Origin of the sequence: Streptomyces sp. NPDC088350, from assembly GCF_044753545.1 — a bacterium.
GTDB lineage: Bacteria > Actinomycetota > Actinomycetes > Streptomycetales > Streptomycetaceae > Streptomyces.
Genome location: NZ_JBIVNL010000003.1, coordinates 291,888 through 306,440, shown reverse-complemented (window position 1 = coordinate 306,440; position 14,553 = coordinate 291,888). Strand labels below are relative to the sequence as shown.

The 14,553-nt window shown below is 70.7% G+C and carries 15 protein-coding genes; 9 read left to right on the top strand and 6 right to left on the bottom strand.

Annotation, left to right across the window (positions count from 1 at the left end):
• Positions 1 to 69: 69 nt before the first annotated feature.
• The 3 genes from ACIQBL_RS11290 to ACIQBL_RS11280 all read left to right on the top strand — a co-directional run bounded on the left by ACIQBL_RS11290 (position 70) and on the right by ACIQBL_RS11280 (position 3,464).
• The gene (locus tag ACIQBL_RS11290) at positions 70 to 1,209 is read left to right on the top strand and encodes a PucR family transcriptional regulator (protein ID WP_401939533.1); all 1,140 of its coding nucleotides are present in this window, start codon (positions 70 to 72) and stop codon (positions 1,207 to 1,209) included.
• Between the two features lie 609 nt (positions 1,210 to 1,818).
• Positions 1,819 to 2,157, top strand: coding sequence for a thioredoxin family protein (locus ACIQBL_RS11285; protein ID WP_401939530.1), 339 nt, complete (start codon positions 1,819 to 1,821; stop codon positions 2,155 to 2,157).
• 377 nt (positions 2,158 to 2,534) lie between these two features.
• Positions 2,535 to 3,464 (top strand): UTP--glucose-1-phosphate uridylyltransferase, encoded by a 930-nt coding sequence (locus tag ACIQBL_RS11280; protein WP_401939527.1) that lies wholly within the window; start codon positions 2,535 to 2,537, stop codon positions 3,462 to 3,464.
• A gap of 73 nt (positions 3,465 to 3,537) precedes the next feature.
• On the opposite strand, the gene ACIQBL_RS11275 is transcribed toward ACIQBL_RS11280, so the two are convergent.
• From ACIQBL_RS11275 to ACIQBL_RS11250, 6 genes are all read right to left on the bottom strand, one after another.
• On the bottom strand, positions 3,538 to 4,476 hold the full coding sequence (locus tag ACIQBL_RS11275) for a hypothetical protein (RefSeq protein ID WP_401939524.1): 939 nt from the start codon (positions 4,474 to 4,476) through the stop codon (positions 3,538 to 3,540).
• Positions 4,473 to 4,961 (bottom strand): hypothetical protein, encoded by a 489-nt coding sequence (locus ACIQBL_RS11270; RefSeq protein WP_401939522.1) that lies wholly within the window; start codon positions 4,959 to 4,961, stop codon positions 4,473 to 4,475. Before ACIQBL_RS11270 ends, ACIQBL_RS11275 begins: the two co-directional genes overlap by 4 nt.
• Entirely contained in the window at positions 4,961 to 6,187 is a 1,227-nt protein-coding gene (locus ACIQBL_RS11265) for a macrolide family glycosyltransferase (protein WP_401939519.1), read from the bottom strand. The genes ACIQBL_RS11270 and ACIQBL_RS11265 overlap by 1 nt, the downstream gene beginning before the upstream one ends.
• Positions 6,184 to 7,053 carry a patatin-like phospholipase family protein gene (locus tag ACIQBL_RS11260; RefSeq protein ID WP_401939516.1) on the bottom strand — a complete coding sequence of 290 codons (870 nt, stop codon included), beginning with the start codon at positions 7,051 to 7,053 and terminating at the stop codon, positions 6,184 to 6,186. Before ACIQBL_RS11260 ends, ACIQBL_RS11265 begins: the two co-directional genes overlap by 4 nt.
• Positions 7,054 to 7,325: 272 nt before the next feature.
• Positions 7,326 to 7,880, bottom strand: coding sequence for a DUF5134 domain-containing protein (locus ACIQBL_RS11255; protein WP_401939514.1), 555 nt, complete (start codon positions 7,878 to 7,880; stop codon positions 7,326 to 7,328).
• A 74-nt stretch (positions 7,881 to 7,954) separates the two neighbouring features.
• On the bottom strand, positions 7,955 to 8,398 hold the full coding sequence (locus ACIQBL_RS11250) for a cupin domain-containing protein (protein ID WP_401939512.1): 444 nt from the start codon (positions 8,396 to 8,398) through the stop codon (positions 7,955 to 7,957).
• Between the two features lie 210 nt (positions 8,399 to 8,608).
• Between ACIQBL_RS11250 and ACIQBL_RS11245 the strand changes: the two genes are divergently transcribed.
• From ACIQBL_RS11245 to ACIQBL_RS11220, 6 genes are all read left to right on the top strand, one after another.
• Positions 8,609 to 9,349, top strand: a complete 741-nt coding sequence (locus ACIQBL_RS11245) for an SDR family oxidoreductase (protein WP_401939510.1) — start codon at positions 8,609 to 8,611, stop codon at positions 9,347 to 9,349.
• 102 nt (positions 9,350 to 9,451) lie between these two features.
• Positions 9,452 to 10,210, top strand: coding sequence for a class I SAM-dependent methyltransferase (locus tag ACIQBL_RS11240; protein ID WP_401939508.1), 759 nt, complete (start codon positions 9,452 to 9,454; stop codon positions 10,208 to 10,210).
• A 97-nt stretch (positions 10,211 to 10,307) separates the two neighbouring features.
• Positions 10,308 to 11,222 (top strand): RNA polymerase sigma-70 factor, encoded by a 915-nt coding sequence (locus ACIQBL_RS11235; RefSeq protein WP_401939505.1) that lies wholly within the window; start codon positions 10,308 to 10,310, stop codon positions 11,220 to 11,222.
• A 94-nt stretch (positions 11,223 to 11,316) separates the two neighbouring features.
• The gene (locus ACIQBL_RS11230; RefSeq protein ID WP_401939502.1) at positions 11,317 to 11,862 is read left to right on the top strand and encodes an Ohr family peroxiredoxin; all 546 of its coding nucleotides are present in this window, start codon (positions 11,317 to 11,319) and stop codon (positions 11,860 to 11,862) included.
• 110 nt (positions 11,863 to 11,972) lie between these two features.
• On the top strand, positions 11,973 to 13,673 hold the full coding sequence (locus tag ACIQBL_RS11225; protein WP_401940690.1) for an L-aspartate oxidase: 1,701 nt from the start codon (positions 11,973 to 11,975) through the stop codon (positions 13,671 to 13,673).
• A 74-nt stretch (positions 13,674 to 13,747) separates the two neighbouring features.
• Complete coding sequence (locus ACIQBL_RS11220; protein ID WP_401939500.1) at positions 13,748 to 14,494, top strand: SDR family oxidoreductase; 747 nt, start codon at positions 13,748 to 13,750, stop codon at positions 14,492 to 14,494.
• The last annotated feature ends 59 nt before the right edge of the window (positions 14,495 to 14,553 follow it).

The window sequence follows — 14,553 nt, the reverse complement described above, 5'->3', positions numbered from 1 at the left end:
CAGAAGGCGTAAAGTCCTGACCGTAGAGCGTGAATCTGATCGGCTGAATTGTTCGTAGGGAACAAAAAAGTGAGCCATGCAATCCAGAGGGCCGGCGAACTGACCCTGGACGAGACGACGGTCACAGCAATCCGGGCCGCGCTGAAGAGCACCGCCGACGAGGTCGTCCAGGCGATCATCGACGAGGTGCCTTCCTACGCCAACGCCCTTTCGGGCCCCATGGGCGGCACCATCCGCCGGGCCGTCCGCACCGCACTGGGGCACTACCTGGACCTCGCGAGCGGCAACGCCACGGGCGGCGACGGCGGTGACGCGGCCTACGACCTGGGTCGGGGCGAGGTGCGCGACGGCCGTTCGATGGACGCCCTGCTCAGCGCCTACCGTGTCGGCGCCCGCGTGGCCTGGCGATGCCTGGCAGCGGGTGCCGTACCCGCGGGTCTGCCCGCCGCCGAGGTCGCCAAGTTCGCCGAGCTGACCTTCGCCTACATCGACGAGCTCTCCGCCGCGAGCGCCGCGGGCCACGCCGACGAACTGGCCGCCCGGGGCAGGGACCAAGAGCGCCACCTGGAACACCTGGCCCGCGACCTCCTCGCCGGCGCGAGCCCGGACCTGCTGCTGGCCTCCGTTCAACGGGCCGGGTGGCAGCCTCCGGTTTCCCTGACCGCGGTCCTGCTGCCCGCCGCCCAGGCCCGGCCCGCCTACCGCGCGCTCGACCCGGGCACCCTCGTCCTCGACGATCTGCCGGACGCCACCGGTGTGCTGCTCGTCCCCGATGCCGACCGAGCACATCTCCTGCGGCAGCTGACCGACCGCACCGCCGTGGTCGGCCCGGCCCGGCCATGGACTCGTGCGTCCGCCTCGTACGCACGAGCCGTACGCGCGCGTTCTCTCTCCTCTGATATCCGCGACACCGAGGACCACCTGCCCGAGCTGGTGCTGAGCGCCGACATGGACGCGTTCGCAGATCTGCGTGCCCGAGCCCTCGCACCGTTGCGGACCTTGCCTGTCGCGACCGCACGGCGACTGGAGGAGACGCTGCGGGAGTGGCTGCTGCACCAGGGCAGGCGGGACGAGGTGGCGGCGGCGTTGTTCGTCCATCCCCAGACGGTCCGGTACCGGATGACGCAGCTGCGGGAGCTGTTCCCGGATCTCGCATCGCCACACCGGGTCCTTGAACTGACGCTGGCGGTCGGTCTTCGGGTCGGCTGACGCGTACGTCGACCGTCCACGACCGCGTCCGCGAGCGGGTGTGCTCCGGTCGGCTCAGCTGATAAAAGCTGGTTCGCGTCCCGTCCGGTGCGTGAAGATTCTGGTGTGGCAGACACGGAACCCACCGAAGAAGAGACGCCGGACGGACTGCTGGGCCGGTGCCTGGTGGCCAACGTGGCGCGGGAAACCGCGCGCGGCGAGAGCGGTCTGGACATCCAGCGCGGCACGAAGCACTTCCCGGTGGGCGCCCTGCTGTGGATCCCGCCCATGGTCGTGCGCGCGGACGACCTGGAGAAACTTCCGGGTCAAGGGTGTCTACGGCGAAGGTCTCGTCCGCGGCCTCAACGGCTACGACCACGACCCGCCCGCCCCGCGCACCCTCCAGAACCCGTGGACCCGCGAGCCGGCCCAGAGCTGGGCGGACGGCCGGAACCACCTCCTCGCCCACTACGGCCCCAGGGGACCCCACTACAGTCGCATGCCCCCTCCCACGGAATGGGTCCCCGAGACCTGAGACGTGGCGCTCGACCGTGACCGACCGATCCGTCCCGGCACACCGTGCGAGGGATGATGGGGATGGAATGACGGAACGTGAGGTCAGGAGCTTCCATGGCGAAACCGGTTCACCGACCCCGTGAGGACGCGGAGTTCAATTTCATCCTCGGGATGAGCGGAGTTCCGGTCCTCGCATACTTCACCGGGACATGGCCCAAGGCGATCGAGCCCTGCCGCGTGATGGACCTCGTCGTGGGTGGCATCGCCGACGACTACACGGGCCGCCTGACGGCCGTCCGCGCCGACATCACGCGTTGTCCGGCCGCAACCGAGCGATACGGGATCACCGGGGCCCCGTCCTACGTCCTGCTGAAGGAGGGAGAGGTGGTGGCGTACGGCACGGGGCCCATGAGCATCGGCGAGGTCCGGAAGGTCCTGGACGACCACCTCTGAGCGGCCGCTGGGGCATGTGGCCGGGACGGCTCTCTTCATGGGCGGTATGGGCGGTATGGGCGATGAGGACGCCGGGACCGAGCACCGTTCCCAGTTGACGGGCCATGTCCACCGCTGCCGACGCCATGCCCTGTTGCTGTGGCGAGACGCTGTTGACGGCGGCCGTCGAGGACGCCGTCAGCAGGCCCGCACAGTCACAGACACGGCACTTGCTCGGTCATCACTGCGAGCACGACTGCGTCAGTGACAGATGTGCAGGGAACCTCCGGCGTAGGTGCCTGTCCCGGCGCCGTGCGGGGTTCGGCGGCGGGCGTTGGTAGCGTCGGCACGCCGTGCCTGCCGATGCGACACATGACATTCGACCGGAGAGAGACGTGATGTCCCCGACGATTCGCAGGGCCGTGATTCCCGCCGCAGGGCTCGGCTCCCGGCTGCTCCCGCTGACGAAGGCGACACCGAAGGAGATGCTGCCGGTCGGCGACAAGCCGGTCATCGAGCACACCGTCCGCGAGCTGGTGGACTCGGGCATCACCGACATCACCGTCGTCGTATCGGGCGGCAAGTCCCTGATCCAGGAGCACTTCCGCCCCAATCCCGCCCTCGTCGAACAGCTCCGCGCGGATGGCAGGACGGCCTACGCAGACGCGGTGGAGGAGGTCGCGGAGTTGGCCCGCCGGGGCCACCTCACCTACCTCGACCAGTACGGCCCCTACGGCAACGGCACCCCCGTACTGAACGCCGCCCGTGCCTTCGGCGACGAGCCGGTGCTCGTGCTGTGGCCCGACGACGTCTTCGTGGCCGAGATCCCCCGTGCGCAGCAGTTGATCCGCGCGTATGAGCAGACCGGCTGCCCGGTGCTGGCCCTGATGCCGATGGACCCCGTCCAGTCGCAGCGCTACGGGGTGCCCATCGTCAAAGAAGACCTCGGGGAGGGCCAACTGCGCATCACCGGCCTGGTCGAGAAGCCCGAGCCCGCCGCCGCACCGTCGTCCTACGCGGCCATCGGCGGCTACGTCGTCACCCCCGGCATCGTCGACGAACTGCGTGAGCAGACCCGCCGCTGGTACGAGCACAGGACCGGCGAGGTCTACCTGACCGACGCCATCAACGCCTACGCCTCCACCCGCGCGGTGTACGGGCAGGTCATCCAGGGCCGCTGGTACGACACCGGCAACCCGGCCGACTACGTGGTCGCCCAGATGGCGTTCGCGCTCGCCCACCCGGAGTACGGGCCTGCTCTACGCGGCTTGGTCGCCCAACTCGACGTCGACCGTGCTGCCGCTCTCCAGGCGAAGACCAGCACCTGACCCCGCTGTCGTCCACCCCCGCTGCTGTCTACTCCCCGAGCAGGAGGTGGAGGTGAGCTTCAAGCACGGACCCTCATGGCAACGGGTCGCCCAGTCCCGCGGTCGCGCCGCGGCGGGCGCGGATCACCGCGATCACCGTGTCGGTGGTGCGGTCGAGGTGGCTGCGGCCGTCGGGGAGTTCAGCCGTGGGGCTGATGTAGCTGAGCGGCCCGAAGTGGGTGGCCGGGTCGAGCCGGTGCACGGTGATCTTCCCCGCGCGAAGGGCCCGGTTCCATCCGCTACGACGGAACAGCCGCCAGCGCTGGGGGAAGATCCACGTACCGATCTGCTCGATCCGGTCGTTCGCGCTGGTGAGCCGATACAAGTGCTCGGCATGGGTGAGGTCGTTGGCGCCGTTGTGGAAACCGCCGAGCGTGATCAGCAGCAGCGGGCAGCGCAGCTGGGTGTGCAGTTCGTCGACCGCGCCGGTGGCGACCTGGGCGCCGCCGCTGTAGCTGAGCAGCACCACGGGGATACCGCTGTCGGGCTGGTAGCCGGCGTGCCGGAGCTGAGCGGCGATCTGGGAGCCGACGGCCTGGTTGTACAGGGGGCGGTAGCGGTGGTCGGCGGCGACGAAGGTCTGCACGACGTTGTGCAGGAACAGCAGCAGCCCGAAGCGGCGGCGCAGCCACGCCCACACCGGCCGGTCGGCGAGCGGGTCGGCCAGTGGTGAGTAGGGCTGCACCTGTCCCAGCACCCGTAGCTCCGGTGCCCCGGCGATCAGGGCCTGGACCAGTTGGCCGCCGTCGCGGCTGTCACGGACGCGGCGTTTGCCGATGCCGTCGAGGTACACCAGGTAGGCATCCGGGGGAGTGTCGGGGGCCGCACCCCGTGCGTAGGGAACGCCTTCCGGGAGCTCGTCGACAGGGGCCCGCCAACCGGCGCCGTAGGCAAGGATCTCGTAGCGGGCCAGCAGGGCCTCGGCAAGCAGGACAGGTCCGATCACGCAGGCCCAGAGCAGGAAGTCGTTCATGCGATCGACTCCCGCACTCCGGTCGCGCTGAACCTCACGACGAGACGCCGAACGGCCTCCACGGCGAGACCGAGGCCGGTCCCCGCGGCGGCGACACAACCGGCGGCGCTCCACCAGCCCAGCCCGCCGGCCGTGGCGAGCGGGCCGACCAGGCCGGCCCCGACCCCCACGAAGAGCAGGAAGTGGAGCAGGGGCCCGAGCAACGGGAAGGCGAGGACGGCGGCGAGAAGCAGCGGGACGACCAGGCTCGGTGTCCATACCAGGCCGGTGCCCGGCGGTGGCGAGGACAGCACCAGGTCGGCCACGGTCCGGGCGGTCAGTGGCCACAGCGCGAACACGACGCCCTCGACGAGGCCGGCGGGCAGCAGCAGACCGGCCACGAAAGTCCGCGACATACCGGGCCGGCCCGCGACCAGCGGCAGGATGCGCCCGGCGGCCTCCGACACTCCGGCGAACAGCAGCAGGACGACGACGGTGGATGACATCACTCGGCCTCGCCGTGCCGGACCGACGGTGACGACTGACCGGCCGCGCCGGTCGGGTGCGGGTACCGCTCCAGTTCGTCGGCGGCGCGCCGATATCCCCCCGCCTCGCGCTGGGCCTCCCGCAGGGTGCCCGCCGCTGTCCGGAACCGGGGGTCGTGGAGCAGCTGCCGGGCGAGGACGCGCACCGAGTCCCTGGTGACGTCCTGGGTTCGGATCGACAGGCCCGCGCCGAGTTCGACGACGCGCCGGGCCACCATCGGCTGATCGGCGCCCTGTGGGACCACCAGCAGCGGAACCCCGGCGTACAGGGCCTCGTTGACGCTGTTCATCCCGCCATGGGTGACGAACAACGCCGCGCGGGCCAGCACCTCCGGCTGTGGCACGAAGCGGCGCGCGAACACGTTGGCCGGCAGCGGACCCAGCGACTCGGGATCGGTCTGTCCGGTGGAGACGATCACGGTCCCGCCCAGCGGAGCGAGTGCGCTGGCCAAGGAGCGCAGCAACTGCGGGTCGGCGTTGAACACCGTGCCCAGGGAGGCGAACAGCACCGGGTCCCGCAGTCGGTCGGCCGGGAACGACGGGTCGGCCGGACGGGCGCCGATGCTGGGGCCGACGAACCGATAGGACTGGTCGAAGTCCTCGACGGCGGGCTGGAACGCCCGTGAGGTGTAGACCAGATTGAGCGGCTGGCGGATGTTCGCCAGGTCGAGCAGGGGCAGCCCGCGCGCGTCGAAGCGGCGGTGCAGTTCCCAGCGGGACCGCAGGTACCCCCGGACGCTGCAGGGCTGAGCCTTCGCCGTGGTCAGCAGGTCCCAGGAGCCACGGGTGGGGCTGGGGACATGCCGGTTCAGGGCGAACGTGGTGAACGAGGAGGCCGCCGGCACCCCGAGTTCGCGGGCGGCCACCGCGCCCCACAGGCAGGCGCTGTCGTGGACGATCAGGTCGGGCCGGTCGCGCCGCAGGTCGGTGAGCACGGCGGGCAGCAGGCGGACGGCGGTGCTCGCCAGTGACTCCAACCACGAGACCGGAGTCGGCGGATCGGGGAGGGGCTGGTCGCCGCCGGGGTACAGGTACACCGTCGCGCCGGTCGCCTCGATCTCCTTACGGAACGCCGGCGAGGTGTGGTAACTGACGGCGTGGCCGCGTCGGACAAGCTCGGCCACGACCGGCAGCGTCGGGTTGATGTGCCCGTGCATACCGATGCCGAGGAACGCGATGGTGCTCACAGGCCGACCCCCGCTGTGGAAGTAGTCGATGTCGTGTCCGGGCTTGCGCAGGTCGCCGAAGAGTCGTCGACCCGGTACAACCCCGGCCCGTTGACGCGCAGTTCGTCCAGAAAGCGCCCCGCTGTGCGGCACGCGGTGTCGATCAGCCGTGCGGCATGGCCGAAGTCCCACGGGGCGGGCCAGTCCTCGATGCCGGTCGGCAGCACGACGGTCGGGATGTGCCGGGACACCTCACGCAGGTCGCGCTCGATCTGATGGTGCAACAGCAGCAGCCCGGCCCTGGCGGCGATCGCGTCGGCACGTCGGCGTGGAACTGTGGGAGGGGGCGGTGAGCTCTCCGGACCGGTCGCCACCACGACCACGCCGGCCGCCCCGGCCTGCCGGGCCGCCAGCACCGGGACGTAGGCGATCACTCCGCCGTCGACGAGTGTCCGGCCCGCACGATCCACCGGGGGCAGCATCCCCGGAATGGCCGCGTCGGCCAGCAGCGCGGATGCGCGGTCTCCCCGATCGAGCAGCACCGGAGCGCCGGTGACCAGATCCATGGCCACCGCGGTGAACGGGACCGCCAACTGCTCGATCCGCGGGGGCAGTTCAGCCCGCGCGATCAGTCGACGCAGGCCACGGTCGGTGAAGACACTGGTCCGTGCGGACAGGTAGCCGAGCGGATACACGTCACGGCGCCGCAGCCGGGTCCACACGTGGTCCAGCCACGGCGCGGCCCTGTCGGGGTGTGCGGCCGCGATGGCGCCGTTGAGGGCACCCACCGAGGTTCCGACGATCATGTCCGGGACGAATCCGCGGCGCTCCAGCGCGTACCCGGCACCGATGTGCGCCGCTCCGAGCACACCACCGGCGCCCACCACCACGGCAACGGGACGGGGAAGCGCGCCCAAACCCGCCGTCGGCGGCGTTCCGGGCGATTGGCCCGAGGCGCCTCCGCGGAAGTCGAAGTGTGCCGATGAGACTGATCTCCGGCGACGAGCAACCCTCATGATCCACCTTCCTCGACCTGGGCACCGAATCGGATCGGTTCCCCACCTACGACCGGGCTGCCGCACAATGTGTGACACCGTTGGGTCGCGGTGTCCGGCGAGGCCTCGCCCTGGAGACACACCGAGCCGTGAAGCGGAGCGCGTCAGTGGTGCATGAGCAGCACGATGGCCGTACCCATGGCAGTCGATCCGTGCCAGAAGCGGTCGCAGGCTCCGCCGATGTCCATGGAGACGCCCGCGCGGCCCGACGTCCCGCGGAGCCCGGGCATGTCCCGGGTCAGTGACCGTAGGGCGTAGGCCAGAAGGCAGAGCGTCAGGACGCCGGTGACCAGGTCACCGGTCCGCGCGTCCGTGACGCCGCCGTGCCGCACCGGCATCCACGCCATGGCGGCCATGCCGACGGCGTAGGGCGACCTCCGCACGAGGTCGGCCGGCCCGGGGCGGCGGCCGAGGACCGCGGTCAACGGGAACCACAGTGCCGCGGCGGCGAAGAAGACCACCTGGGCCCGCGCCGGCACTTCGCCGTCCCGGAGCCACGGCAGCACCGCCATGGCCGACGCCATGACGGTGTGCAGCAGCCGGTCGCCCCGGTCGCGCCACCCGGAGCTTCGTGGCGGCACGGCCCGCCGCAGCGCGTAGACGGCCGAGGCCGCGAACAGCGCGGTCAGCATGCCGTGTACGACATCAGTGGCGGTCATGCCTCACCGCGTCCTCCCACCGAGCGGACCAGTCCCCGTTCGCGACCGCCTTGTACGGGGCGGGCAGCGGACGGTCAGACCGTGGGCCGCGGGGCGCGGAGATGGGCCCGCCGGACCAGTTCCTCCTCCTCGACCAGTTCGAGCATGGGCTTGCCCGGCGCGCACAGCATCGTCACGACGAACCGGGTGCGCGCGTCCGTCAGGGCGTTGCCGTCCTGGTAGTGGATCGGGTCACCGCCCGGCTCCCAGAACGTCCCGCCCGCCTCGACCACGCGCTCCGGCTCGCCCTCCATCTCGAAACGGACGGCGCCCTCGACGACGTAACCGAACGCCGGTCCCGAGTGACGGTGGGGCGGGCTTCCCGGGTCTCCGGGCTCCCACTCGACGAAGATGGTCATCGCCGACGCGCCCTCGGGGACGGTGAGCGGTGCGGTGTCCTGCAGCATCTTCGCCGCCGTCTTCCATCCCTCGGAGGGGGTCCGCGGTTCGGTCCCCCGTGCTGTGTCCTGGTCCGACATGGGTCGGCCTCCCTTGGATTCACCCGGCCATGGCCGCCATGGCCGCCTCCAGTGATGACCGGGTTCCGGACGGATCTGTGACACTCGCCGCCGCCTCGGTGTCACAACCTTGGCATGTGCCCTGTCCTAGAGGGAGTGAGAAGCCGGCCGTGACGCCGCCTCACGAAGCCATCAGCGGGGTCACCAACCCCAAGGCGGGAAGGACCCGGAATGCGAGTCGTTGTAGCGGGAGCCACTGGTCTGATCGGTTCGAGGACGGTCAACAGGCTTAGGGACCACGGTGTGGAGGTCGTACGTGTGTCGCGCCACGAGGGCGTCGACATCACGACAGGAAAGGGCCTCACCGAGGCCGTGCGCGGCGCCGATGTGGTCGTGGACGTCACCGACACGCCCTCCCGCGGAGAGCTGGAGAGTCTGGAGTTCTTCGGTACGGCGACCCACAACCTCCTGGAGGCAGCGGCGCGGGCGGGCGCCGAACATCACGTGATCCTGTCCATCGTGGGAGCCGAACGTCTCCAGGCGGGCTACTTCCGAGCGAAGGCACTGCAGGAGGAACAAATACGCCGCTCGCCCATGCCCTACTCCATCGTGCGCGCCACGCCGTTCTTCGAGTCGGTGGAGTACATGTCCCGCGCGGCGACGTACGGAGACACCGTCCACGTCGCTCCCGTACTGATCCGCCCGGTGTCCGCGGACGACGTCGCCGCCGAGATCGCGCATGTCGCCGTGGGAGTACCGCTGTTCGGTGTGCTGGAGGTCGCCGGTCCGGAGGAGCACCGCCTCGACGACCTCACCGCGAAGCTGCTGGCGGCGCGCGGCTACCTGTGGGACGTCGTCTCCGACGCCCACACCCCCTTCTTCGGGGCGACGCTCGGGGAGCGGTCGCTGCTGCCGGGGGCGGACGCCCACCTGGGGCACGAGAACTTCTCCGAGTGGCTCGCGCGCCGATGACGCCGTCGGCACGCAACCGTCTCCCCGCCTCAAGCCCGGACAGGAAACAGCCATGAGTGAACACGACCGACTACCCGACGCCGTACGGTGCGGGTGACCGTCATGACCCCGCCGCCGGTCGACTCTCCCGTACGGGAACATCAGGACGCCTACGCGGTCAGCGCGGAGTTCTACGACCTGCTGCAGGGGGAGCGGGACGAGGTCCGGGTGCGTTCGCTCTACCGCGACGACGTCGGAAGGGCCCGGGTCGGTGTGCTGGACGTCGGCGCGGGGACCGGGCGTGTCACCCTGATGAGCCTCCTGGAGTCGCGCGTTCCCGTGCACGCGGTGGAGCCCGCCCGCTGCATGCGCACCCCGCTGATGACGCGACTGGCGTCCCTGAGCGCGGAGTTGACGACGCGGGTGACCGTGCACCCGTACGCGCTCGACGAGGCGGGGCTGCACGGGGTCGCGGACGTCGCCGTGTGCCACAACACCGTCGCCTGTCTGCGTCCGGCGTCGCGCCGTGCGCTGTGGCCGGCCGTCGCCGAGGCGCTCGTGCCCGCGGGGGTGCTGCTCGTCCAGCTCCCGCCGGCTCGCCTCCCACGGTACGAGACCGCGCACGCGATGCCGACCCGGACGGTCGGCCGGCACGAGTACGGGGGACGCATGGTGACGTCGGCCGACGGGGACCGGATCCGGGCACGGTTCGAGTACTGGGTGCGCGACGACGGGCGGGTGCTGCGCCGGCACGACGAGACGTTCTGGATGTGGCCGGCCACCCGTACGGAGATGGTCGCGGAACTGGAGAGAGGTGGTTTCCTCGCGCTGCCCGAACGACCGGACCCTTCCGTCCTGGCTGTACGACGCGCACAGACATGACGTGCACGGCCATGACCCGCTCCGCCAGGCCGCGCGTCCGCCCGCCGTAACATGGGCAAGCGCTTGCGCGAACGGGTCGGAAGTGAAGGCGGCACGCATGGGTATCGGGGACGGCACGGACTCCCTCGTCGAGGCGACGAACGTGTTCATGGCGGCGCGTCCCCAGCTCTTCGGCATCGCCTACCGTGTGCTCGGCAGCGCGACGGAGGCCGAGGACGTACTCCAGGAGGCGTGGCTGCGCTGGCAGCACACCGACCGTGCCGTCGTCCGCGAGCCGAAGGCGTTCCTCGCCACCGTCACCGCCCGGCTGGCGCTCAACGTCGCCCAGTCCGCCCGGGTGCGGCGCGAGTCCTACATCGGCCCCTGGCTGCCGGAGCCGGTGGACACGCGCGCGGACCCGCAGTTGGGTGCCGAGCGGGCCGAGGCGCTCGACACTGCGGTGCTCTTCCTGCTGGAGCGGCTCAACCCCGTGGAACGGGCCGCCTATGTGCTGCGGGAGGCCTTCGACTACCCCTACCAGCAGATCGCGGACATGCTGGAGACCAGCGAGACGAACACGCGCCAGTTGGTGAGCCGCGCGCGCAAGCACATCGCGTCGGAGCGCCGCAAACCCGTCGACGCCACCGAGCACCGACGGCTGATGGAGGTGTTCCTCACCGCGGCACAGACCGGTGACCTGGCCGTGCTCGAAGGCATCCTCGCCGAGGACGTGGTCAGCTACACCGACGGGAACGGGCTGCGCGGGGCATCCAGGTTCCCGGTCGTCGGCCTGGTGCACGTCTCCAGGTACCTCGCCGCCTTCGCCCCGCGCTTCTGGCCGGAGAAGGAGATCCACTGGGTCGAGGCCAACGGCGGGCCGGCCGCCCTCGTCACGGCCGGCGGGACGGCCGTGGTGCTGCTGACCCTCGACATCTCGGAACGCGGCATCGAGCGGGCCATGTGGGTCATGAACCAGGAGAAACTGGCACCTTACGTGGCCTCCCTGGACGGCGGCGCCACGTCCTCGTCCTGAGCGCCGCCCCGCGCGTCACAGGAGCGGCTACCCGTCGGTCATCCGGTCGTCCGGTATCCGGGACGCCACGACGCGAAGGTGCGCTCACCATGGCATGCAGCACAGTTCGTCCAGCACGTCGCAGCACCACGGGGGTCACACGGTGACCGAGCCGATCCAGCCGCCCGACCTGTCCACCGAGCAGGACTTCGACGGAGAGGCCTTCGCTCCCCTCTACACCACGACGGTGACCGTGACCGGCGGGACGGCGGCCCACGGGAGAGCCTCGGGGAGGGCACGCTCGGACGACGGAATCCTCGACCTCGACCTGCGACTGCCCGCCGAACTGGGCGGAGACGGCCGCGGAACCAACCCCGAGCAGCTGTTCGCCGCCGGGTTCGCGGCCTGCTTCCACGGTGCGCTGAGCCTCATCGCACGACAGGCCGCACTCGACCCCGCCGCGATATCCGTCGAGGCGACCGCGGCGTTCGGCCGCAATCCGCAGGACGGCGGCTACGTCCTGCACATCGACCTCGTCGTCGGCTGGCCGGGCGTCGCGCCTGACGTCGCCGCCCAGCTCCTGCGGCGGGCCGACGCGCTGTGCCCGTACGCGAGGATGGCCTGGCACGGCACACCGACCACCATCACGCCGGCCTCCTAGACACCCGGCGGCCGGAGCCGTCACAGATCGCGGGACTACCCGGTCGTACTGGATGAAGACCCCAGTGATCGGAGTGGACCGTGGCTGTCACCGAACAACGTCTCGCCACCATGGTGCTGGTGATCGGCACCGGAGGTGCCGGCCTGCGAGCGGCGATCGAACTGGCCGAGGCCGGCCTCGACGTCCTCGCCGTCGGCAAGCGCCCCAAGGAGGACGCCCATACGGCACTCGCGGCCGGCGGCATCAACGCGGCGCTGGCCACCATGGACCCCGAGGACAGCTGGCAGCAGCACGCCGCCGACACCCTCAAGGAGAGCTACCTCCTCGCCGACCCCCGCACCGTGGAGATCGTCACCCGGGGCGCCGCCCGGGGCATCGAGGACCTGGAGCGCTACGGCATGGCCTTCGCCCGGGAGGAGGACGGCCGGATCTCGCAGCGCTTCTTCGGCGCGCACAAGTTCCGCAGGACCGCCTTCGCCGGCGACTACACCGGCCTGGAGATCCAGCGCACCCTCGTCCGGCGCGCGGAGCAACTGGACATCCCCGTGCTGGAAGGGGTGTACATCACCCGGCTGCTGGTGCACGAGGGCGCCGTGTTCGGCGCGTACGGCTTCGACCTCACCAGCGGACGGCGCTACCTGATCCACGCCGACGCGGTGGTCCTCGCCGCCGGCGGCCACACCCGCATCTGGCGGCGCACCTCCTCGCGGCGCGACGAGAACACGGGGGACTCCTTCCGTCTGGCCGTGGAGGCCGGGGCCAGGCTGCGCGACGCCGAGCTGGTGCAGTTCCACCCGTCCGGCATCATCGAACCGGAGAACGCCGCCGGCACCCTGGTCAGCGAGGCCGCCCGCGGCGAGGGCGGCATCCTGCGCAACGCCCTCGGGGAACGCTTCATGAACCGCTACGACCCCGAGCGCATGGAGCTGTCCACCCGCGACCGCGTGGCCCTGGCCGCGTACACGGAGATCAAGGAAGGGCGCGGCACACCGGGCGGCGGCGTCTGGCTCGACGTCTCCCACCTTCCCCGGCAGACGATCATGACGCGCCTGCCCCGCGTCTACCAGACCCTGCTGGACCTGCAGATGCTGGACATCACCCGCGATCCGATCGAGATCGCGCCCACCGCGCACTACTCGATGGGCGGGGTGTGGGTGCGCCCCGAGGACCACAGCACCGACGTACGCGGCCTGTACGCCATCGGCGAGGCGTCGAGCGGGCTGCACGGCGCCAACCGCCTCGGCGGCAACAGCCTCATCGAACTGCTCGTGTTCGGCCGCCTCACCGGCCAGGCCGCCGCGGCGTACGCGCAGTCCCTGACCGCGCAGCCGCGGTCGGCGTCGGCCATCGCCGAGGCCCGCGCCGAGATCGACGGACTCCTCGCCGCCGACGGACCCGAGAACGTGCGTGCCCTGCAACGCGCCATCCGCGACACCATGACCGAGCACGCGGGCGTCGTACGCGACGAAGACGGCCTGCGGGCCGGCCTCGCGGAACTCGCGGTGATCGAGAAACGCATGGAGGCCGTCGGCATCCACCCGGACATCGCGGGCTATCAGGATCTGGCGCACGCCTTCGATCTCAAGTCGGCCGCGCTCGCGGCCAGGGCCACCCTCGAATCGGCTCTGGAGCGCCGCGAGACGCGTGGCTGCCACAACCGCAGCGACTATCCCGGCCTGGATTCCGCTCTCCGGGTGAATCTCGTGTGGTCCCCGACGACGGGCATCACCCACGAGAGCATTCCGGCCGTCCCCGAGGAGATTTCCGCCCTGATGGAGGACGTCTCGACCGCGGGGAAACTCGTCGAATAGGAGCTGTCACAAACAGAGCCCGTGCCCGGTCTCTACTGGTACAGGCATCAGGGAAACCCGAAAGGAATTCCGTCATGAAGGTCGTAGTGATCGGTGGAACCGGGCTCATCGGCTCGAAGGTGGTCGCCGGGCTCGGCGCGCACGGGCACGAGGCGGTCGCGGCGGCGCCCAGCACCGGCGTCAACACGCTGACCGGCGAGGGGCTGGCCGAGGTCCTGCAGGGTGCGTCGGTGGTGGTCGACGTGTCGAACTCGCCCTCGTTCGAGGACCAGGCGGTCATGGACTTCTTCCACACCTCGACGACGAATCTGCTGAAGGCGGAGACCGAGGCGGGCGTGGCGCATCACGTCGCACTGTCCGTGGTCGGCACCGAACGCCTCCAGGGGAGCGGGTACTTCCGCGCCAAGCAGGCCCAGGAAGACCTGATCAAGGCGTCGGGCAACCCCTACTCCATCGTCCACGCCACCCAGTTCTTCGAGTTCGCGAAGGGACTCGCCGACGGGGTCACCGAGGGCGACACCGTGCATCTGCCCGACGCCAGGATCCAGCCCATCGTCTCCGACGACGTGGCCGTGGCCGTCGCCCGCACCGCGGTCGGGGACCCGGTGTGCGGCGTGGTGGAGGTCGCCGGCCCCGAGGCGTTCCAGCTCGAGGACTTCATCCGCATGGGACTCGGCGCCCAGAACGACCCCCGAAAGATCGTCACCGACCCGCAGGCGACGTACTGGGGTGCCGAGTTGCAGGAGAACACACTCCTGCCGGGTCCGGACGCGCACATCGCCGGAACGCGGTTCGCCGACTGGCTCACAAAGCAGAAGTAGGCACCCCTTTTTGGGTGGCCCTTTCCTCCGGCGCCTCGGGAAGGGCCACCCGAGCCATT